Source organism: Kribbella sp. CA-294648 (assembly GCF_050943845.1).
In the GTDB taxonomy this organism is placed as follows: Bacteria; Actinomycetota; Actinomycetes; order Propionibacteriales; family Kribbellaceae; genus Kribbella.
On the sequence record NZ_CP191981.1, the window covers coordinates 6,368,369 to 6,387,431 of the forward strand.

Sequence of the window (19,063 nt, forward strand, 5' to 3'; positions counted from 1 at the left end):
TATCGCGACTTCGCTGAGGCGCAAGTGCACTACCTGCCGGGCAGTACATCCTGTCCTTCGGCCCGTCGGAGGGCCTCGTTGGTGATCTGCAGGCCGGGGAAGCGGCGGCGCATGGCGGCCTCGTAGCGGTCGGCATGGGCCGGCTGGCCGATGTAGTCGGCGATCTGGTGCTGACCGAACCACAACCGGACCCGGCGTCGGGACGACGAGGACGACGAGGACGACGAAGTTGTCACGCCGGTGAAGCTACAAGGCCCAGTGATCGGCTGTGTTTCCGCCGGTTACAGCAGGAAGTCGTTGGCCTGGCGCGCGGAAAAGGTGAGCGGACAGCTGATCCGGCAGGGACAATTCAGGGCATGCTGCTGGTACCCGGGGACCCGCTCAATCCGCGTCGGGTGGATCCGCATTTCGCCGCGCAGGCTGCTACTGCGCGAGAGCGCGGGATCGCCGTCGCCAAGATCGACCACGATGCGTTGAGCCGGCCGGACGAGGCTGTTGCCGGAGTGGCGGGTGGTGATGACGCTGTTTATCGCGGCTGGATGATGTCTGCCGGCGAGTACGAGGGGTTCGCCAAGGCGCTCGACGCTCGGCGGGTGACGCTGAGGACCAGTGCCGACGAGTACAAGACAGCGCACGAGCTACCGGGTTGGTACGACGCGTTGAAGCAGTTGACGCCGGAGTCCGCCTGGACTCAGGGGCCGGACCTGGCCGGGCTGGACGCGGTCTGCGAGCGGCTCGGCAGCGGGCCCGCAGTACTGCGTGATCATGTGAAATCGATGAAGCACTACTGGGACGAGGCGGCCTACATCCCCGATGTCACCGACCGGGAAGCGGTCCAGCGGGTCGCGACCCGCTTCCTGGAACTGCGGGGCGACGCGTTCACGGGTGGTTTCGTCCTCCGCCGGTTCGAGGAGTTCACCGGCGCGGAGGCACGGACCTGGTGGATCGGCGGCAGTTGCGCCCTCATCACTCCCCACCCGGACACCCCGGACGAACTCCCCGACGGCCTCGACATCGTCGAGATCGAGCCGCTCGTCACCGACCTGGCCCTCCCCTTCGTCACCGTCGACCTGGTACGCCGTACCGACGGTGCCTGGCGCATCGTCGAACTCGGCGACGGCCAGGTCAGCGACTGGCCCAGCAGCCGTGACCCCGTCGACCTCGTGGCAGCTCTGTTCTGATCCATGCGGGACAATGGAACTGATGACGCTGACCGAGAAGCTGCCGGAAACGACCGAACCTGACGCCCTGTACGACGCCTTCGCCACCTGGGTGGGTGCGCAGGGCATCTCGCTGTATCCGGCGCAGGAAGAGGCGCTGATCGAGGTGATGACCGGGTCGAACGTGATCCTGTCCACCCCGACCGGTTCCGGCAAGAGTCTGGTCGCCACCGGCTCGCACTTCGCCGCGCTGGCCAACGGCAAGCGCACCTTCTACACCGCGCCGATCAAGGCGCTGGTCTCGGAGAAGTTCTTCGCGCTGTGCGACATCTTCGGCGCCGACAAGGTCGGCATGCTGACCGGCGACGCCTCGGTCAACGCCGGCGCGCCGATCATCTGCTGCACCGCCGAGGTGCTCGCCAACGTCGCGCTCCGCGAGGGTGCGACCGCCGACGTCGGCCAGGTGGTGATGGACGAGTTCCACTTCTACTCCGAGCCCGACCGCGGCTGGGCCTGGCAGGTCCCCTTGCTCGAGCTCCCGCACGCGCAGTTCATCCTGATGTCGGCGACGCTGGGCGATGTCGAGCGGTTCAAGATCGACCTGTCCCGGCGGACCGGCAAGCCGACCGCGATCGTGGCGTCGGGCGAGCGGCCGGTCCCGCTGGTCTACAAGTACGTCACCTCGCCGCTGCACGAAACTCTCGCCGAGCTCCTGGTGACCCACCAGTCCCCGGTCTACGTCGTGCACTTCACCCAGGCGTCCGCCCTGGAGCGGGCCCAGGCGCTGACCAGCATCAACGTCTGCACGAAGGAAGAGAAGGACAAGATCAAGGAGCTGATCGGGCACTTCCGGTTCAGCCCAGGCTTCGGCAAGACGCTGCAGCGCCTGATCATGCACGGGATCGGCGTCCACCACGCCGGCATGCTGCCGAAGTACCGGCGGTTGGTGGAGCAGCTCGCGCAGGCGGGGCTGCTCAAGGTCATCTGCGGCACCGACACTCTCGGAGTCGGGATCAACGTCCCGATCCGCACCGTCGTACTGACCGCTCTGAGCAAGTACGACGGACGCCGGCAGCGCATCCTCAAGGCGCGCGAGTTCCACCAGATCGCGGGCCGGGCCGGCCGCGCCGGGTACGACACCTCCGGCACGGTCGTCGTCGAGGCGCCCGACCACGTGATCGAGAACGTGAAGGCGATGGCCAAGGCCGGCGACGACCCGAAGAAGCAGCGCCGGGTGCAGAAGAAGAAGCCGCCGGAGGGGTTCGTCACCTGGGGCGAGGACACCTTCGACCGGCTGGTCGCGGCCGATCCCGAGCCGCTGCAGTCGCGGATGCGGGTCAGCCACGCGATGCTGCTGAACGTGATCGCCCGCGACGGCGACGCGTTCGCGAGCATGCGGCACCTGCTGCAGGACAACCACGAGGACTCGAAGGCGCAGCTGCGGCTGATCCGCCGCGCGATCCAGATCTACCGCACGCTGCTCACCGCCGGTGTCGTCGAGCGGCTGGACGAGCCCGACGAGTTCGGCCGGACCCTTCGGCTCACGGTCGACCTGCAGAAGGACTTCAGCCTGAACCAGCCGCTGTCCACCTTCGCGCTGGCCGCGCTCGACCTGCTCGACCCCGAGGACCCGCTGTACGCGCTCGACGTGGTCTCGGTGGTCGAGGCGACGCTGGAGGATCCGCGCGCGATCCTGATGGCGCAGCTACACCACGCCAAGGGCGAGGCCGTGCAGGGGATGAAGGCCGACGGCATCGAGTACGACGAGCGGATGGAGCTGCTGGAGGAGATCAGCTGGCCGAAGCCGCTCGAGGAGTTGCTCGAGGCAACGTTGGAGATCTACCGGCAGACCCACCCGTGGATCGCCGAGGCCGGGCTGTCGCCGAAGTCCGTGGTCCGGGACATGTTCGAGCGGGCGATGACGTTCGGCGAGTTCATCCAGTACTACGGTCTGGCGCGTTCCGAGGGCATCGTCCTGCGCTACCTCAGCGACGCGTACAAGGCGCTGCGGCAGACCGTCCCGCCGGACAAGACCAACGAGGACCTCACCGACCTGATCGAGTGGCTCGGCGAGGTCGTCCGGCAGACCGACTCCAGCCTGCTCGACGAGTGGGAGGAGCTGACCAACCCGAGCGACGAGGTGGTCGCCGCCCCGGTCCCGGCCGGTCCGCGCCGGATCACCTTGAACAGCAGGGCCTTCCGGGTGCTGGTCCGCAACGCGATGTTCCGCCGGGTCGAGCTGGTCTCACTGCACCGCTGGGCCGAGCTGGGCCAACTGGACGCCGATTCCGGCTGGGACGCCGCCCGCTGGGCAGAAGCCGGTACTGCGTACTACGCCGAGCACAGCACACTCGGCACCGGCCCTGCCGCCCGCGGCCCGGCCCTCTTCATGGTCGAGGAGCACCCCGGCTACTGGGAGGTCCAGCAGATCATCGACGACCCGGAAGGCAACCACGACTGGCGCATCACCGCCACCATCGACCTGGGCGCCTCCGATGACGCAGGCGACCTAATCCTCGAAATGGTGTCGTTCAAGCCTTTGTAGGCCACTCCACGTCGACCTCTGCGGGGGACTCGTAGTCGACGCCGGCTACGTCGAAGCCGTAGAGGCGGCGGACTTCTTCGTAGAACCAGACGGTGTCGGCGACGTCTGCGATGTTCTCCTGGGTTGCAGCGTCCCACTGGGCCCGTACTGCGGCCTGTACGTCGTCTGCCAGTTCCCAGCGGTCCAGGCGGATGCGGCCGTCCTCATCGAGGTCCAGCGGCTTCTCACCGATCAACTGGTCCCACAGCGCGATCGACTGCTGCATGGGCGTCTGCAGGTCGTCGCCGAGCACCTTGTGGAGCAGGCTGACGTACAGGCCGATGCCGGGGATCGCGGATGACGCCTGCGTGACGGCGGCGCCGTTGACCGACGTACGGGCCTCTACGCCGTCGCGCTCGGACAGGGTGCGTGCGGTGGCTTCCAAGTGGGTCTTGGCGGCACCGATCGAGCCCTGCCGGTAGATCGGGCCGGTGAGCTCGGAGCCGATGTAGGTCAGCGCGACGGTGCTGAAGCCGTCCTTGAGCAGCTTGCGCTCCTCCAGGGCGTCCACCCAGCGGGACCAGTCCTCGCCGCCCATCACCTGGACCGTGTCGGCCACCTCTTCGTCAGTGGCGACCTCGATGCCGACCTCTTGCAGGACCGGCTCGCCCGCGTCGTACGCGAGGCTCTTGGTCCGGGCCGGCTGCCCGATGGCCTTGATGGCCGACTGGTACGTCGTGTCGGTGCGTGGGTCGACGCGACGCGGTGCGGCGACGCTGTAGATCAGGTAGTCGACTCCCCCGAACTTCTCCTGCAGCAGGTCGAGCACTTCGCTCTTGGTCGTGTCAGCGAAGGCGTCGGCGTTGAGGAAGTGGAAGTTGCTGCCCACGCTCTCGGCGTACGCGGCAGTGGCTGCGGTGCGATACCAGCCGGCGGACGCGGTACGGCGTACTGTCGCGGCCTTCTCGAAGGAGACGCCGATCCCGTCGATGCCGTAGCGCGCCAGCCCGGCGACGGTCGCGGCGAGACCGTAGCCCGAGCTGGAGCCGATCACCAGCGCAACCGGGCGCTGCTCGGGTGTGCGCGCCTCGACCTGCTCGGTCAGCCCTTTGACGAGCTGCTCGCATCCCACCGGATGCGAGTCGAGAAAGAGGAATCCACGGCCGACGGGCTTGATCACGCGGTCAGTCATGCGCCTGACCCTAAGCCATCTAGTTCCAGTAGAGCTCGGCGTCGTCCGGCTCGACGGTCACGTCGGCGCCCAGGCGGCGCAGGTTGCCGGCGAAGTCAGTGTAGCCGCGGTGCACGTGATGGGCGGCGGAGACGAGCGTCTCGCCCTCCGCGGCGAGGCCGGCGATCACCAGCGCGGCCCCCGCACGGATGTCGCTGGCGACCACCGGAGCACCGGACAGCCGCGGCACGCCCCGGACGACGGCGTGGTGGCCGTCGGTCTGGATCTGCGCGCCGAGCCGGGTGAGCTCCTGGGCGAAGGTGAACCGGCCCTCGAAGAGGTTCTCGGTGACCATCGCCGCGCCGTCGCTGACCGCGTTCATCGCGATCACGAACGCCTGCAGGTCGGTCGCGAACCCCGGGTAGGGCAGCGTGACCACGTCGACCGGCTTCGGGCGGTCGTCCATCCGGACCCGGAAGCCCGGGTTCAGCAGGGTGATCTCGGCGCCGGCCTTGTGCAGTTTGTCCAGCGGGAGTTCCAGATGCTCGGCGTGACCGTTGGAGATCGTCACGTCACCCTTGGTGATGGCGGCGGCGAACGCCCAGCTGCCGGACACGATCCGGTCCGGCACGGTGACGTGCTCGACCGGCTTCAGCAGCCCGGCCACGCCGGTCACCTCGATCCGCGGCGTCCCGGCGCCGTCGATCTGCGCGCCCATCTCGACCAGCATCGCGGCGATGTCCTGGATCTCCGGCTCGCGGGCGGCGTTCTCGATCACCGTGGTGCCCTTGGCCAGCACCGCGGCCATCATGATCGTCTCGGTCGCGCCGACACTCGGGAAGTCCAGCCAGACCTCGGCCCCGTGCAGCCCCTGCGGCGCCTCGGCGATCACGAAGCCGTGCTCGATGTGGACCTTCGCGCCCATCGCCTCCAGGCCGGCGACGTGCATGTTGAGACCGCGCGAGCCGATGTTGTCGCCACCCGGCAGCGCCACCTCGGCGCGGCCGCAGCGGCCGAGCAGCGGCCCGAGCACCGAGATCGACGCCCGCAGCTTGCGGACCAGCTCGTAGTCACACTGGTGACCGATCTCCGCCGGGACCGCGATCGTCGCGCTCGCGGTGTCCGCGTCGACCTTCACCGAGCAGCCCAGGGTGTCCAGCAACTGGGCCATGAAGGTGACGTCGAGAATGCTGGGCACCTGCCGCAGCGTCGTCGTACCCTCCGCCAGCAGTGCCGCCGCCATCAGCTTCAGCACGCTGTTCTTCGCGCCTGCCACCTCGACAGTGCCCTCGAGCCGTGCCTCACCTGCGATTCGAAACCGTTCCACCTGCTGACTGTATCGGCTCGGGATTCCAGCCTTGCGTAGAGTGCCGTGACATGGCTGTGAACTTGACGCGGATCTATACCCGGACGGGCGACGCCGGCGAGACCCGCCTGGGCGACATGAGCAAGGCTTCCAAGACGGATGCGCGGGTGGCGGCGTACGGGGACGTCGACGAAGCGAACTCCGCGATCGGCGTCGCGATCGCGGCCGGGCACCTGAACAGCTCGCTGGTGCTGCTGCTGACCAGGATCCAGAACGACCTGTTCGACGTCGGCGCTGACCTGTGCAACCCGATCACCCCGGACCCGGAGTACCCGCCGCTGCGGATCACCCAGGACTACATCGACCGCCTCGAGGGCTGGTGCGACGAGTACAACAACCGGCTGACCAAGCTGCGCTCGTTCATCCTCCCCGGTGGTACGCCGGGCGCGGCGTACCTGAACGTCGCCCGCACGGTGACCCGCCGCGCAGAACGCACCGCCTGGACGGCAGTCGAGGCGCACGGTCCGACGGTCAACCTGCTCGCCATCACGTACCTGAACCGCCTGTCCGACCTGCTCTTCATCCTTGGCCGAGTGGCGAACCTGTCCTCCGGCGGCGACGTCCTGTGGGTCCCAGGCGGCGACCGCGACAAGTAGCGCCAGCCCGGCCACCTGGCCGGGTTGTTGACAGTTGAGAGTGTCGGACGTCTCCTGTGAGAAGAGCTGCGCGTAGCTGTCGCTGCCGTCCAGTGCATCGGGCGGTCGCACTGTGTCGAACTGCTCGGGGGTTTGGCTCAAGGGGAAGTCGTGAAGCGTTTTGTGGTGGCCGGTGTACTCTGCGCCGGCCTGATGGCGCCGCTGCTGTCCGTACCCGCTGGCGCGGCGCCAGGAGACGTAGCGGTAAGTGACCGCACCTACGTGCGGTACGACGGCGGCACCGACCCGGTGCTGGCCGCCTGCTCGATCAACAACAGGCAGCAGAACGAACCAGCCGCGAGCGTGGCACCGCACAATCCGGCGCTGATGAGCTCGGGTTCCAACGACTACTGCACGGTCCCGACTACCGGCGGCACCTGGGCAGGTTTCTACTACTCGGGTAGCGGCGGCACGTCGTGGACCAACAGCCTGCTACCCGGCTATCCCGGGGACACCTCACCAGCCGGTACTGCGTCCCCGCTGCAACGGATCGGCGTCAGCAACGCCGGGGACCCGGTGCAGGCCTGGGACAACGACGGACACCTCTACTACGCCGGCATCGGCTTCAACCGCGAAAGGCCGGCACTCGGCTCGATCTGGGTCGCCAGGTACAGCTGGCCAGGTGGCGCCGCCCCGTCGTACCAGTTCACCACCCTGGTCGAGCGGGGAACGCCGAGCCCGATCTTCCAAGGCCTGTTCCACGACAAAATCCAGCTCGAGGTGGACCGCGGCGCGGACAGCCCGTACGCGGGCAACGTCTACGTCTGCTGGGCACGCTTCACCGCGAGCGGCCCGAACAACGGCGTGTTCCTGGCCCGCTCGAGCGACGGCGGCCGGACCTTCCGCAGCCAGAAGGTGTCGGAGTCGGTGCACGGCAGCCAGTTCTGCGACATCGCGGTCACCCGGGACGGTGACGTCTACGTCGCGTGGCGGCAGTTCGAGTTCCGCGCGAACCAGGGGCAACTGCAGGGCAACGCCGTGGCGTGGGTGAAGTCGGAAAACGGCGGCAAGTCCTTCACCAAGCCGGCCGTGGCGACTGGTTTCATCGGCTGGGACCCGGGCGACCAGACCGTCTCGGCTCCTGCCTACGGCCAGGCAAAGTACGACACGTGCCTCGTCGGCGACGGCACACCAGGTGCCTGCGCAAGTCCGGAGCCGCGGGCGTTCGCGCGTGACTGCGGGGACGGGCCGCTGGCCTGCCAGTCCGGTTACGTGTTCCACCGGGCAAACTCGCAGGTGCGGATCACCGCCGATCCGACCACCTCCGGTGATCCGGACGAAGTGTTCGTGGTCTACGACGGGACCGTCCCCGGTACGCAGACGTCCACCGGGACGACGTACGGCACGATCACTCCCGGCGTCGGCAGCCAGGCGTCGATCTACTTCCTGCGCACAACTACGGGAGGCGCGACGTGGTCCACACCGGCGCGGATCGACTCGCAGGCGCGCGGCCACCAGTACTTCCCCGACATCGTGGCGGAGGCCGGGCGGTTGCACGCGGTCTGGCAGGACAGCCGGTTCGACGCCGCGGTGGGTCCGGGCGGACGCGACTTCCGCAGCGTTCCGGTGGGCAACCGCGCCGTACCGGCGAATCCGCCGGGTTCGGTATCCGCTGGTCCCGGACTTGCCGCCTTCTATGCCGCATCGGCGGACGATGGCGCGAGCTGGACGACCAGCGAGGTGACGACGGCTCGCACGATGCCGCAGTACGAGCAGTTCGGTGACCGCGACGTGCCGTTCTTCGGCGACTACAACTACATCGCGGCCTCGGGAACGACGGTGTTCATGACCTGGACGGATCACCGGGATGTTGTCCCGGGCACCGATCCGCGCTACCCGGTCGACGGGGTGGACGGCTTCGACGTACTGCAGTGCCGGGCCGCCAACCCCGACGGCACCTTCGGGGCTGACACCTGCCCGAACGCCGGCGGCCTCGACCAGAACATCTACGGCGCCGTCAGGTGAGGCGCCACGTCATCGGCATCGTCAGTACGCCGGTTGGAGGGAGGCCCAGGGCGGTGTAGACGGCCGACGTCAGGCCGTCGGTGAGTGAGACCGTCTTGGCTTGGGCGGCGAGGTCCTCGGTGGATTCCGGGGGCCTCAGCCGGTCCAGGAAGTTGCGCTGGGGTGCTGCGGTCACGGCGATGTGGTCGCGGTCGAGTCCGGCGCGGTTGCAGGCCACCCGGAGGGCGTGTTCGAAGCCGCCCAGCTCGTCGACCAGCTTGCGTTCCTGAGCGTCGGCTCCGGTCCAGACCCGGCCGCGAGCAAGGGCTTCGAGGTCAGCCACCGGCAGGCCGCGATCCTGCGCTGCCTTGGCGACGAAGTCCTCGTAGATCCGGTCGAGCGTCTCCTCCAAGCGCTCCCACTGCTCCGGGGAGAACTCTTCCTGCGCCGAGTACATCCGGGCGTTCTGCCCCTGCGACACGGCCTCCTGCGAGATCCCGATCCGCCCAAGAGCATCCCGTACTACGCCCTTGCCGGACAGCACGCCGATCGAGCCGGTGATCGTGCCCGGCTGAGCCACGATGACGTCGGCCGGCATTGCCACGAAGTACCCGCCAGAGGCGGCGACACTGCCCATCGACGCGATCACTGGTCGGCCGGTGGCCCGCAGACGCAGTACCTCGTGGCGGATGGCGTCAGAGGCGACATAGGAGCCGCCGGGACTGTCGATGCGCAGTACGACGGCTTTGACCTTGTCGTCGTCGGCCACGGCGCGCAGGGCGGCACCAATGGTGTCCGAGCCGGAGCTGGGGCCGCCCAGCGGGCCACCGCCCGAGTTGCGGCCGACATTGATGCCTCCACTGATGCGGATGACCGCTACTACCGGCTTCTGCGGCCAGGGGAGGCTCTCCCTGAGGTCCTTGAGGTTGCGGGGGCCGCGGCGAACGTAGCGCTCGGCCAGCAAGGGCGTGGTCTCCCCCATCCGCTTCTCCAGCTCGTCGTACACATCCGAGCGGTAGCCGAGCCGATCGACCAGGCCGGCGTCCACACCTGCCTGAGCGGCCAGCGGAGCGCTGTCGATGAGCTCGCGCACCTTCGAGAGCTCCAGCCGACGGCGTACGGCGATGCCTTCAACGATCTGCTCGTACGCCGATTCGGCCAGCCGCGACGCCATCTCGCGGGCCGGCCCGGTCATCTCCTTCTCCGTGAAGGTGTCGACGGCGGTCTTGTACTCTCGCCGCTTGCCGAACTGCGGGATGACCCCGGCCTTGTCCAGCGCACCCCGGACGAAGGTCGCCTGCACGGATACCCCAGTGATGCCGAGGTCCCCCGACGGCTGGACCCAGATCTCGTCGAACGCGGTCGCCAGGTAGTACGGCACGGTCCCGCCACCGACCTCGCCGAACGACTCGGTCCAGGCGACAGCACCCTTCCCGGACGCCCGGAAGTCGGCAACCGCCTCCCGCAGGTCCTGCACCTGAGCCAGCGACAGCGGCGGACCACCCAGATGCGCCACCAGCCCGACGACCTGGTCGTCCTCCGCGCCCTTGCGCAGCGCCCGCACCAACTCACGCATGGTCGGCAGGTGCCGAGCCCTGAATGCGGCCAACGGCGACGAAGGCGGAGTCTCCAGGACTCCACGCGTCAGATCCAGCTCCAGCAAAATACCCGTCATACCCCGACCCTAGACAGGCCGGTCAACCCGCCTTACAGGTACGTCTGGGTGCTGGGGGGTGCTGATTCCATCCAGGCGAGGACGCCGGTGAGGGCTTCTTCGGTCATCGCGAAGTGGACGGTGCGGTCGCGGAGCTCGGCGTCGACGATGACGTGGCCGGCGTAGGTGACCAGGGGCTCGTTGCCCATCGGGCGGCGGGTGGTGACGCCTTCGAGCTGGCGGCGATTCACCACCAGCTTCGGCCACCAGGCCAGGCTGAAGACGCGGAACCACTGCAGGTCGTCACCGACGTAGCGGGCCAGGCCGAGGGCCCAGCCGCGGCCGTGGTCGCGCTCGGCGAGTTGCAGGCTGCAATCGAACGTGCCGCCGTCCCTGGAGATCCAGCGACGACGGCACGCGAAAGCGACGATCAGTAGTACGGCAGCAAGGCAACAGACCCCGACCAGCTCGAGGACTGTGCTCATAAGTTGCCAACCTCATCTCTGGCGCCCTCGCTGAGGTGGCGCCATCCCCGAACCGTACCGACTGCGACCTTTTTCAATTATGGCAGGTGGGTTCAGGACGCCTGTTCGGCGGCCCTCACCCTGGCCTCGGCGAGCCGCACGTGCTCCTGCTCGTCCTCGGTGTTGCTTCCGGTGGCCTGGGCCTGTTCGAGCGCCCGCTTGGCCTCCTCCAGATCGATGTCGTGCCCCATCTCGGCGTTCTCGGCCAGGATCGAGACCCGGTCGTTCGCCACCGAGATGAAGCCGTCCGGCGCGGCCGCGACGAAGTACTCGTCGTCGACGGTCCGCACCTGGACGGTGCCACCCTGCAGGAGACCCAGCAACGGCGCGTGACCCGGCAGGATGCCGACGTCACCGTCGGTGGTGCGGGCGATGACGATCTTCGCCTGTCCCTCCCACACCACCCGCTCCGCCGCGACCAGCGCGACGTCGAGGTGCTTGCCGGTGTCTTCCGCCATCAGAGTTCCTTCTGGAGCTCAGCCCAACGCCGCTCGACGTCGTCGAGCGAACCGACGTTGAAGAACGCCTGCTCGGCGATGTGGTCGCACTCGCCCTCGGTGATCTTCTTGAACGACTCGATGGTGTCCTTCAGCGGAACCGTCGAACCCGGCGTGTTGGTGAACTTCTCCGCCATGTAGGTGTTCTGCGAGAGGAACTGCTCGATCCGGCGCGCCCGCGCGACGGTGATCTTGTCCTCTTCGGACAGCTCGTCGACACCGAGGATGGCGATGATGTCCTGCAGTTCCTTGTTCTTCTGCAGGATCTGCTTCACCCGCACGGCCACGTCGTAGTGCTCCTGGCCGATGTACTGCGGGTCGAGGATCCGCGACGTGGAGGTCAGCGGGTCGACGGCCGGGTACAGACCACGCGACGCGATGTCACGCGACAGCTCGGTGGTCGCGTCCAGGTGGGCGAAGGTGGTGGCCGGCGCCGGGTCGGTGTAGTCGTCGGCCGGCACGTAGATCGCCTGCATCGAGGTGATCGAGTGACCCCGGGTCGAGGTGATCCGCTCCTGCAGCACGCCCATCTCGTCGGCCAGGTTCGGCTGGTAACCCACCGCGGACGGCATCCGGCCGAGCAGCGTGGAGACCTCGGAACCGGCCTGGGTGAACCGGAAGATGTTGTCGATGAAGAGCAGAACGTCCTGCTCCTTCACGTCGCGGAAGTACTCCGCCATCGTCAGCGCGGACAGTGCGACGCGAAGACGGGTGCCCGGCGGCTCGTCCATCTGGCCGAAGACCAGCGCGGTGTCCTTGAAGACGCCCGCGTCCTCCATTTCACCGATCAGGTCGTTGCCCTCACGGGTGCGCTCACCGACCCCGGCGAACACCGAGGTGCCACCGAAGTTGTGCGCGATCCGGTAGATCATCTCCTGGATCATCACGGTCTTGCCGACACCCGCACCGCCGAACAGGCCGATCTTGCCGCCCTGGACGTACGGGGTGAGCAGGTCCAGCACCTTGATGCCGGTCTCCAGCATCTCGGTCTTGGACTCGAGCTGGTCGAAGGCCGGCGCCTTGCGGTGGATCGGCCAGCGCTCGGTGATCTCGAACTCGGACTCGTCCTGGTTCAGGCACTTGCCGGTCACGGACCAGACCCGGCCCTTGGTGACGTCGCCGACCGGCACGGAGATCGCCGATCCGGTGTCGCGCACCTCGGTACCGCGGACCAGGCCGTCGGTGGGCTTCATCGAGATCGCCCGGACGATGTTGTCGCCGACGTGCAGCGCAACCTCGAGGGTGATCGTCGTGGTGACGTCGGCCAAGGTGATGTCCACCTCGAGCGCGTTGTAGATGTCGGGCATCGCGTCCGCGGGGAACTCGATGTCGACGACCGGGCCGATCACCCGGGCGACGCGGCCAACGGCACCTGCCGCGCCGCTGTTGTCTTTCTCGGTAACCGTCGCTGTCATCTCTCTCACTCGCTCCCGGCGTTGGCATCGGCCAGCGCGTTGGCGCCACCGACGATCTCGCTGATTTCCTGGGTAATGGCCGACTGCCGCACCTGGTTGTACTCGCGGGTCAGTCGTTCGATCAGATCCTGCGCGTTGTCCGTCGCGGACTTCATCGCGCGCTGCCGGCTGGCCAGCTCCGACGCCGCCGCCTGCAGCATGCAGAAGTGGATCCGGCTCGCGACGTACTTCGGCAGCAGCCCGTCGAGCACGTCCTCGGCGGACGGCTCGAACTCGTAGAGCGGGAGAACGTCGTCCGGGGCGGGAGCCTCGGTGCCCTCGACGACCTCCAGCGGCAGCAACCGGATGACGTCCGGGCGCTGCGTCAGCATCGACACGAACCGGGTGAAGACGATGTGGATCTCGTCCACGCCGCCTTCCTCGGTCGGCGTGAGGAAGGCCTCGATCAGCGCGTCGGCGATCTCCCGGGCGCGGGCGAACGAGGGCGCGTCGGAGTCACCGCTCCACGTCTGGGCGACCTCACGCTGCCGGAAGGTGTAGTACGCGATCCCCTTCCGGCCGCTGAGGAACGGCACGATCTCTTTCTCGTCCTCGCGCAGCAGCTGGTTCAGCCGCTCACCCTCGCGGATGACCGAGGAGGAGTAGGCGCCGGCCTGGCCGCGGTCCGAGGTGATCAACAGCACCGCGGCACGCTTGGGGTTCGGCTTCTCCGTGGTCAGCGGGTGGTCGACGTTCGAGAACGTCGCCACCGCCGACACGGCACGGGTGAGCTCACGCGCGTACGGACCGGCCGCTTGGGCGCGTTGCTGCGCCTTCACGATCCGGGACGCCGCGATCAGCTCCATCGCGCGAGTGAGCTTCTTGATCGTGGAAACGGAGTTCCGCCGATCTTTCAGCTCGCGTTGGGTTGCCGGCATGGACGATCAGCCCCGCTTCTGCCGGGTGATCTGCTCCTGCTCGATGTCGCCCTCGTCCATCGCCTCGGTCTCCTCGCGACCGACCAGCAGTTCGCCGCCGGAGGTCTGGAAGGTGGGCTTGAACTTGTCCAGCGCGTCCGTCACGGCCGCCTGGGCGTCGTCCTCGAACAGGTTGCTCTCCCGGATGCCGGCCAGCACGTTGGTCTCGCGCCGCAGGTAGTCCAGGAACTCACGCTCGAACCGCAGCACGTCCTCGACCGGTACGTCGTCGAACTTGCCGGTGGTGCCGGCCCAGATCGAGACGACCTGGTCCTCGACCGCGTACGGCGAGTACTGCGGCTGACGGAGCAGCTCGACCAGTCGCTGACCGCGGTCCAGCTGACGGCGCGAGGTCGCGTCGAGGTCGGAGGCGAACATCGCGAACGCCTCCATCGCGCGGAACTGCGCCAGGTCCAGCTTCAGCGAGCCGGAGACCTTCTTCATCGCCTTCACCTGGGCGGCGCCGCCGACCCGGGACACCGAGATACCGACGTCGATGGCGGGGCGGATGTTGGCGTTGAACAGGTCCGACTGGAGGAAGATCTGACCGTCGGTGATCGAGATGACGTTGGTCGGGATGAAGGCCGAGACGTCGTTGGCCTTGGTCTCGATCATCGGCAGACCGGTCATCGAACCGCCGCCGAGCTCGTCGCTCAGCTTCGCGCAACGCTCGAGCAGCCGGCTGTGCAGGTAGAAGACGTCACCCGGGTAGGCCTCACGGCCCGGCGGGCGGCGCAGCAGCAGCGACATCGACCGGTAGGCCTCGGCCTGCTTGGTCAGGTCGTCGAAGACGATCAGGACGTGCTTGCCCTGGTACATCCAGTGCTGGCCGATGGCCGAACCGGTGTACGGCGCGACGTACTTGAAGCCGGCCGCGTCGGAGGCCGGGGAGGCCACGATGGTGGTGTACTCCATCGCGCCGGCCTCTTCGAGCGCACCGCGCACGGAGGCGATCGTCGAGCCCTTCTGGCCGATCGCGACGTAGATGCAGCGAACCTGCTTCTTCGGGTCGCCGGACTCCCAGTTGGCCTTCTGGTTGATGATCGTGTCGACCGCGATCGCCGTCTTACCGGTCTTGCGGTCGCCGATGATCAGCTGACGCTGGCCCCGGCCGATCGGGATCATGCCGTCGATCGCCTTGATCCCGGTCTGCAGCGGCTCGCGGACCTCCTGGCGGTCCATCACGCCGGCCGCCTGCAGCTCCAGCGCGCGGGTGCCCTCGAGACCGGTGATCTCACCGAGGCCGTCGATCGGGGTGCCCAGCGGGTCGACGACGCGACCCAGGTAGCCCTCGCCGACCGGGACCGAGAGGACCTCGCCGGTCCGGCGGACCTTCTGGCCCTCCTCGATGCCGCGGAACTCACCGAGGATGACGACACCGATGTTGCGGACATCGAGGTTCAGCGCGATGCCCTTGGTGCCGTCCTCGAACTCGAGCAGCTCGTTCGTCATCGCCGAAGGCAGACCCTCGACGTGCGCGATACCGTCACCGGCGTCGATGACGGTGCCCACCTCTTCGCGGGCCGCCTCGTCCGGCTCGTAGCTGGAGACGAAGCGATCCAGGGCGTCCCGGATCTCCTCCGGCCTGATCGTGAGCTCAGCCATTATCTTCCGTCCCTGCTTCCTTTGACCTTGCTGGCCTGGTGATTGGCTCTAGAGGCTTGCTGACCACTAGCGCCGTGCTGTCGTTAGGGGTCAGCCCGCGATGCGCCGTTGCGCCTCGTCGAGCCTGGCCGCGATGGTTCCGTCGATCACTTCGTCACCGATGTCCACCCGGACGCCGCCGACGACCTTGGGGTCGACGATCACGTTCAGCTGGATGTCCCGGCCGTACTGCCGGCCGAGTGCCGTGGCGAGCCTGGTGCGCTCGGCCTCGGACAGGTCGGCGGCGACGCGAACGGTCGCGATGCTGGCGCTGCGCCGGGCGGCGGCAGCGACCTGGTAGGACCGCATCGAGCCCGCGAAGTTGCGGCCACGGCTGTCCACCGCACGCTCGGCCAGCCGTACGGTGACGGCCGTCGCCTTGCCCTGCAGCAGTCCGTGGATCAACTCCTGGCGTACTGCCACCGGGATGTTGCGGTCGCTCAGCTTGTCGTTCAGCGCCCGCTCCGCGGTGACGATCCGGTCGAGCCGGAACAGCTCGTCCTCGACGTCGTCCAGCTGGCGCTGTCCGTCGGCGTAGGCCACGTCGGCCTGCACGCTCAGCTCGTCGAGCGAGTCGCCGAGGTCACGCCCGCTGACCCAGCGGCCGGACACCGCGGCGGTCAGGACCTCCATCGCCTCGGCGGAGATCTTGCCGCCGAGCAGCTGCTCGGCCAGACCGGTCCGGGTCGCCGCAGGGCGGGCCGGGTCGGTCAGGGCGCGCCGCAGCGAACCGTTGGAGTCGAGCAGCTTGGCGACCGAGAACAGCTCGGCGCCGAGGCCCTCGGTGACGGTGACACTCGCCAGGGCCTCCTGGGCCTTGGCGAGTGACTCCCTCGATGTGCCGCGCATCAGCCGTCCGTTCCAACTGCCTGGCGCGCCGACTCCGAGGCTTCGAGGTCGGCCAGGAAGCGCTCGACGGTCCGGCGCTGACGCGCCTCGTCCTCGAGCGACTCACCGACGATCCGGCCGGCCAGCGTGGTCGCCATGGTGCCGACCTCGCTGCGCAGCGAAGCCACCGCCTGGCTGCGCTCGGCCTCGATCTGGGTCCGGGCGTGGGTCACGATCCGCTCGGCCTCGGTGTTGGCCTGTTCCCGCATCTCCGCGATGATGAGCGCACCCTGCTCGCGCGCGTCCTCGCGGATCTTCGCAGCTTCCTGCCGGGCTTCGCTCAGCTGCGCGTTGTACTTGTCGAGGGCCGCCTTCGCCTCGGCCTGGGCCTGCTTGGCCTCGTTCATCCCGCCTTCGATCGCCGCGGTCCGATCGGCGTAAGCCTTTTCGAACTTCGGAACGACGACCTTGGCGAAGGCGATGGCCAGCAGGATCAGAAAGACGACGCCGAAGATGATCTCAGCCGTGTGCGGCATCAGCGGGCTGGGGCTTTCGCCGGCCTCGCTCAGCGGAAGCACTTTCGTCAGCATGTCTGAATCCTGTCAGTCAAGGGGAAGGGGATCAGGCGCCGCGGAAGACGAAGGCGAGGGCGATACCGATGATCGCCAGAACCTCGGTCACGCCGAAGCCGATCCACGCGATCGACTGCAGCTTGCTCTGCGCCTCGGGCTGCCGAGCGGTGCCGTTGATGACAGCGGCGAAGATCAGGCCGACGCCGACGCCCGGGCCGATCGCGGCAAGGCCGTAGCCCAGGACGGCGATGTCGCCGGTGATCTCGAGAGCGGTCATTGCAGTGTGTTCCTTTCGGTACAGGTAGCGAGCTACCTGGGTTTCCGTTGCTACGGGTCTGTAGGGGTGGTGCGGATCAGTGTTCGTCGGCGATGGCGCTGCCGATGTACTGCGCGGTCAGCACGACGAAGATGTAGGCCTGGATGCACTGCACGAACAGCTCCAGCCCGGCGATCGCCAGGCCCATCAGCAAGGTGATGATGCCGACGCCGCCGAGCGCGATGCTGCCGGAGTGCAGCAACATGTACTCACCGCCCAGCACGAACACCAGCAGCAGGATGTGGCCGGCGAACATGTTCGCGAACAACCGCAGGCTCAGCGAGACCGGCCGGACCAGGATGTTGGAGATGAACTCGATCGGGATCATCAGCGGCATCAGCCACATCGGCACGCCGGCCGGCATCGTCTGGTGCTTGAGGTAGCCCAGCAGGCCCTTCTTCTTGATCCCGACCGCGTTGTAGATGATCCAGCTCAGCGCGGCCGCCGCGTACGCCCAGCCGATGTGGCTGAAGGTCGGGAACTGGATGAACGGGATCGACGCGGCCACGTTGTTCAGCAGGATGAAGAAGAACAGGCCGAGCAGGAACGGCACGTACTTCATGTGCTCGTGGCTGCCGATGGCGTCGCGGGCGATCGAGTTCCGGACGAAGTTGTAGCCCAGCTCACCGGCGAACTGGAGTTTGCTCGGCACGATCTCGGCCTTGCGGGAGGCACCCCAGAAGAACCAGACGATCAGGATCACCGACAGCGCGGCCACCAGGACGGGCTTGGTGAACCATTCGACGCCCGAGAAGATGGGCGGAAGGTTGAAGTCCTCAGGACCGGGCGGGTTGAACTCGGTCGAAACGCCGGCAATCACCGGGTCTCCTCTCGCGTCGTGCTCAAGTCGTTCGCCATATGGCTAAGGGCAGGGCGGCTCAGGGCAAGGCGGTCAACAACGTCAGACCCGGCAGGGCTCAGGAACGCCCGTACCGGTAGTGCAGCATCAAGATCGTGAGGCCGGCACCGATGACGATGCCCACCGGAAGCAGAAACTGGGTGCCCAGCCAGCGATCCAGCCCGAAGCCGATTCCTCCGTAGATGAGGATTCCGCCGATCAGGTAGGACAAGACCCGCCAGCCGTCGCCGGATGTGTTCGGCGTCGGCTTCGGATCGCTTTGCTGGCTCATGGGCACCCGAAAGGTACCAGCCCGCGACACGCCGGGTCACATCGGCCCGAGCGGGGGTCTCAGTGCCCTTCGCCACACCCTCGGCAAGGGCCGGGAAACGGCTATCCGGCGCGTGACGGACGGTGCTCACGCCATCACCTCGTTGTCGAGGTCGTAGATCGGCACGCGCAGCCGCGACCAGGCCCAGATCTCGCCGGCCATCCAGCCCATCACGACCACCATCGCGCTGATTCCCAGTGCGGTGAGGTTGACGTTGGCGGCCAGGCTGTCGGAGTTCAGTGCGACCGCGAGCAGGCCGCCGAAGATCGCGATCCGGCCGGTGTAGGAGGCCATCGCGACCGCGAGCTGCACGGTCGGCGACGTCCGGCGGGACAGGTGCAGCGCGATCAGGCCGACGCCGGAGAAGATGATCACCATCAGCAGCCCGAGCAGTGCGCCCCACAGACCCTCGAGCCCGGCGGCGACGGTGGCCACGGCGGCGGCGTTCACGCCGACGACGACCGCGGCGACAAGAGCGCCACGCAGCATCGCCAACGCCGGGTGCCTGGTGGCCTGGCCGGCTTTCTGGCTGTTCTGGGCGGTGTCGTCCAGAGGGGGCATCTGGTGGTTCCGTCCTGCTGGCGACCGGGATTGTTGCCCTCGGTCGTCGGGTGGGCGGGGTCAGGGGTGAAGCTATGGATTGCTGGTGCTTGTGAAAACTAGCACAAAGTCTTCCGCGTTAGCAAAA

The 19,063-nt window shown here is 67.8% G+C and carries 19 protein-coding genes; 4 read left to right on the forward strand and 15 right to left on the reverse strand.

Annotated features, from left to right (window positions below):
• Nucleotides 1–29: 29 nt before the first annotated feature.
• Nucleotides 30–236, reverse strand: coding sequence for a hypothetical protein (locus ACQPYM_RS30040; protein WP_433007219.1), 207 nt, complete (start codon nt 234–236; stop codon nt 30–32).
• Between the two features lie 120 nt (nt 237–356).
• On the opposite strand from ACQPYM_RS30040, the gene ACQPYM_RS30045 reads away from it, so the two are divergent.
• Both ACQPYM_RS30045 and ACQPYM_RS30050 read left to right on the forward strand, forming a co-directional pair.
• Nucleotides 357–1,181, forward strand: coding sequence for an ATP-grasp domain-containing protein (locus ACQPYM_RS30045; RefSeq protein WP_433007222.1), 825 nt, complete (start codon nt 357–359; stop codon nt 1,179–1,181).
• A 22-nt stretch (nt 1,182–1,203) separates the two neighbouring features.
• Nucleotides 1,204–3,705 (forward strand): DEAD/DEAH box helicase, encoded by a 2,502-nt coding sequence (locus ACQPYM_RS30050; protein WP_433007224.1) that lies wholly within the window; start codon nt 1,204–1,206, stop codon nt 3,703–3,705.
• Here ACQPYM_RS30050 and fabV read toward each other — a convergent pair.
• Nucleotides 3,692–4,876: an enoyl-[acyl-carrier-protein] reductase FabV gene (gene fabV / locus ACQPYM_RS30055; protein ID WP_433007227.1), complete on the reverse strand. Its 1,185-nt coding sequence runs from the start codon at nt 4,874–4,876 to the stop codon at nt 3,692–3,694. The genes ACQPYM_RS30050 and fabV overlap by 14 nt on opposite strands.
• 19 nt (nt 4,877–4,895) lie before the next feature.
• On the reverse strand, nt 4,896–6,182 hold the full coding sequence (gene murA, locus ACQPYM_RS30060; protein ID WP_433007230.1) for a UDP-N-acetylglucosamine 1-carboxyvinyltransferase: 1,287 nt from the start codon (nt 6,180–6,182) through the stop codon (nt 4,896–4,898).
• 50 nt (nt 6,183–6,232) lie between these two features.
• Between murA and ACQPYM_RS30065 the strand changes: the two genes are divergently transcribed.
• Entirely contained in the window at nt 6,233–6,817 is a 585-nt protein-coding gene (locus ACQPYM_RS30065; RefSeq protein WP_433007233.1) for a cob(I)yrinic acid a,c-diamide adenosyltransferase, read from the forward strand.
• A 150-nt stretch (nt 6,818–6,967) separates the two neighbouring features.
• On the forward strand, nt 6,968–8,821 hold the full coding sequence (locus ACQPYM_RS30070) for a sialidase family protein (protein WP_433007236.1): 1,854 nt from the start codon (nt 6,968–6,970) through the stop codon (nt 8,819–8,821).
• Here ACQPYM_RS30070 and sppA read toward each other — a convergent pair.
• The 12 genes from sppA to ACQPYM_RS30130 all read right to left on the reverse strand — a co-directional run bounded on the left by sppA (nt 8,814) and on the right by ACQPYM_RS30130 (nt 18,936).
• A complete protein-coding gene (gene sppA / locus ACQPYM_RS30075; protein WP_433007239.1) occupies nt 8,814–10,475 on the reverse strand; it encodes a signal peptide peptidase SppA in 1,662 nt (553 codons plus the stop codon). The two genes, ACQPYM_RS30070 and sppA, sit on opposite strands and share 8 nt — an antisense overlap.
• Nucleotides 10,476–10,507: 32 nt before the next feature.
• Nucleotides 10,508–10,939 (reverse strand): DUF2550 domain-containing protein, encoded by a 432-nt coding sequence (locus ACQPYM_RS30080; RefSeq protein ID WP_433007242.1) that lies wholly within the window; start codon nt 10,937–10,939, stop codon nt 10,508–10,510.
• A 92-nt stretch (nt 10,940–11,031) separates the two neighbouring features.
• Nucleotides 11,032–11,436 carry a F0F1 ATP synthase subunit epsilon gene (locus tag ACQPYM_RS30085; RefSeq protein WP_433007245.1) on the reverse strand — a complete coding sequence of 135 codons (405 nt, stop codon included), beginning with the start codon at nt 11,434–11,436 and terminating at the stop codon, nt 11,032–11,034.
• Complete coding sequence (gene atpD / locus ACQPYM_RS30090) at nt 11,436–12,890, reverse strand: F0F1 ATP synthase subunit beta (RefSeq protein ID WP_433007248.1); 1,455 nt, start codon at nt 12,888–12,890, stop codon at nt 11,436–11,438. The genes ACQPYM_RS30085 and atpD overlap by 1 nt, the downstream gene beginning before the upstream one ends.
• A gap of 5 nt (nt 12,891–12,895) precedes the next feature.
• Nucleotides 12,896–13,807, reverse strand: coding sequence for a F0F1 ATP synthase subunit gamma (locus ACQPYM_RS30095; protein WP_433007251.1), 912 nt, complete (start codon nt 13,805–13,807; stop codon nt 12,896–12,898).
• A 6-nt stretch (nt 13,808–13,813) separates the two neighbouring features.
• Nucleotides 13,814–15,451 carry a F0F1 ATP synthase subunit alpha gene (gene atpA / locus ACQPYM_RS30100; RefSeq protein ID WP_433007254.1) on the reverse strand — a complete coding sequence of 546 codons (1,638 nt, stop codon included), beginning with the start codon at nt 15,449–15,451 and terminating at the stop codon, nt 13,814–13,816.
• A gap of 90 nt (nt 15,452–15,541) precedes the next feature.
• Nucleotides 15,542–16,339, reverse strand: coding sequence for a F0F1 ATP synthase subunit delta (locus ACQPYM_RS30105; protein WP_433007257.1), 798 nt, complete (start codon nt 16,337–16,339; stop codon nt 15,542–15,544).
• Nucleotides 16,339–16,908 carry a F0F1 ATP synthase subunit B gene (locus ACQPYM_RS30110; protein WP_433007260.1) on the reverse strand — a complete coding sequence of 190 codons (570 nt, stop codon included), beginning with the start codon at nt 16,906–16,908 and terminating at the stop codon, nt 16,339–16,341. Before ACQPYM_RS30110 ends, ACQPYM_RS30105 begins: the two co-directional genes overlap by 1 nt.
• Before the next feature lie 31 nt (nt 16,909–16,939).
• Nucleotides 16,940–17,167, reverse strand: coding sequence for an ATP synthase F0 subunit C (gene atpE / locus ACQPYM_RS30115; RefSeq protein ID WP_337010124.1), 228 nt, complete (start codon nt 17,165–17,167; stop codon nt 16,940–16,942).
• Between the two features lie 76 nt (nt 17,168–17,243).
• Complete coding sequence (gene atpB / locus ACQPYM_RS30120) at nt 17,244–18,026, reverse strand: F0F1 ATP synthase subunit A (protein ID WP_433007264.1); 783 nt, start codon at nt 18,024–18,026, stop codon at nt 17,244–17,246.
• Between the two features lie 97 nt (nt 18,027–18,123).
• On the reverse strand, nt 18,124–18,336 hold the full coding sequence (locus ACQPYM_RS30125; RefSeq protein ID WP_433007267.1) for an AtpZ/AtpI family protein: 213 nt from the start codon (nt 18,334–18,336) through the stop codon (nt 18,124–18,126).
• A 126-nt stretch (nt 18,337–18,462) separates the two neighbouring features.
• On the reverse strand, nt 18,463–18,936 hold the full coding sequence (locus ACQPYM_RS30130; RefSeq protein WP_433007270.1) for a hypothetical protein: 474 nt from the start codon (nt 18,934–18,936) through the stop codon (nt 18,463–18,465).
• Between the last annotated feature and the right edge of the window lie 127 nt (nt 18,937–19,063).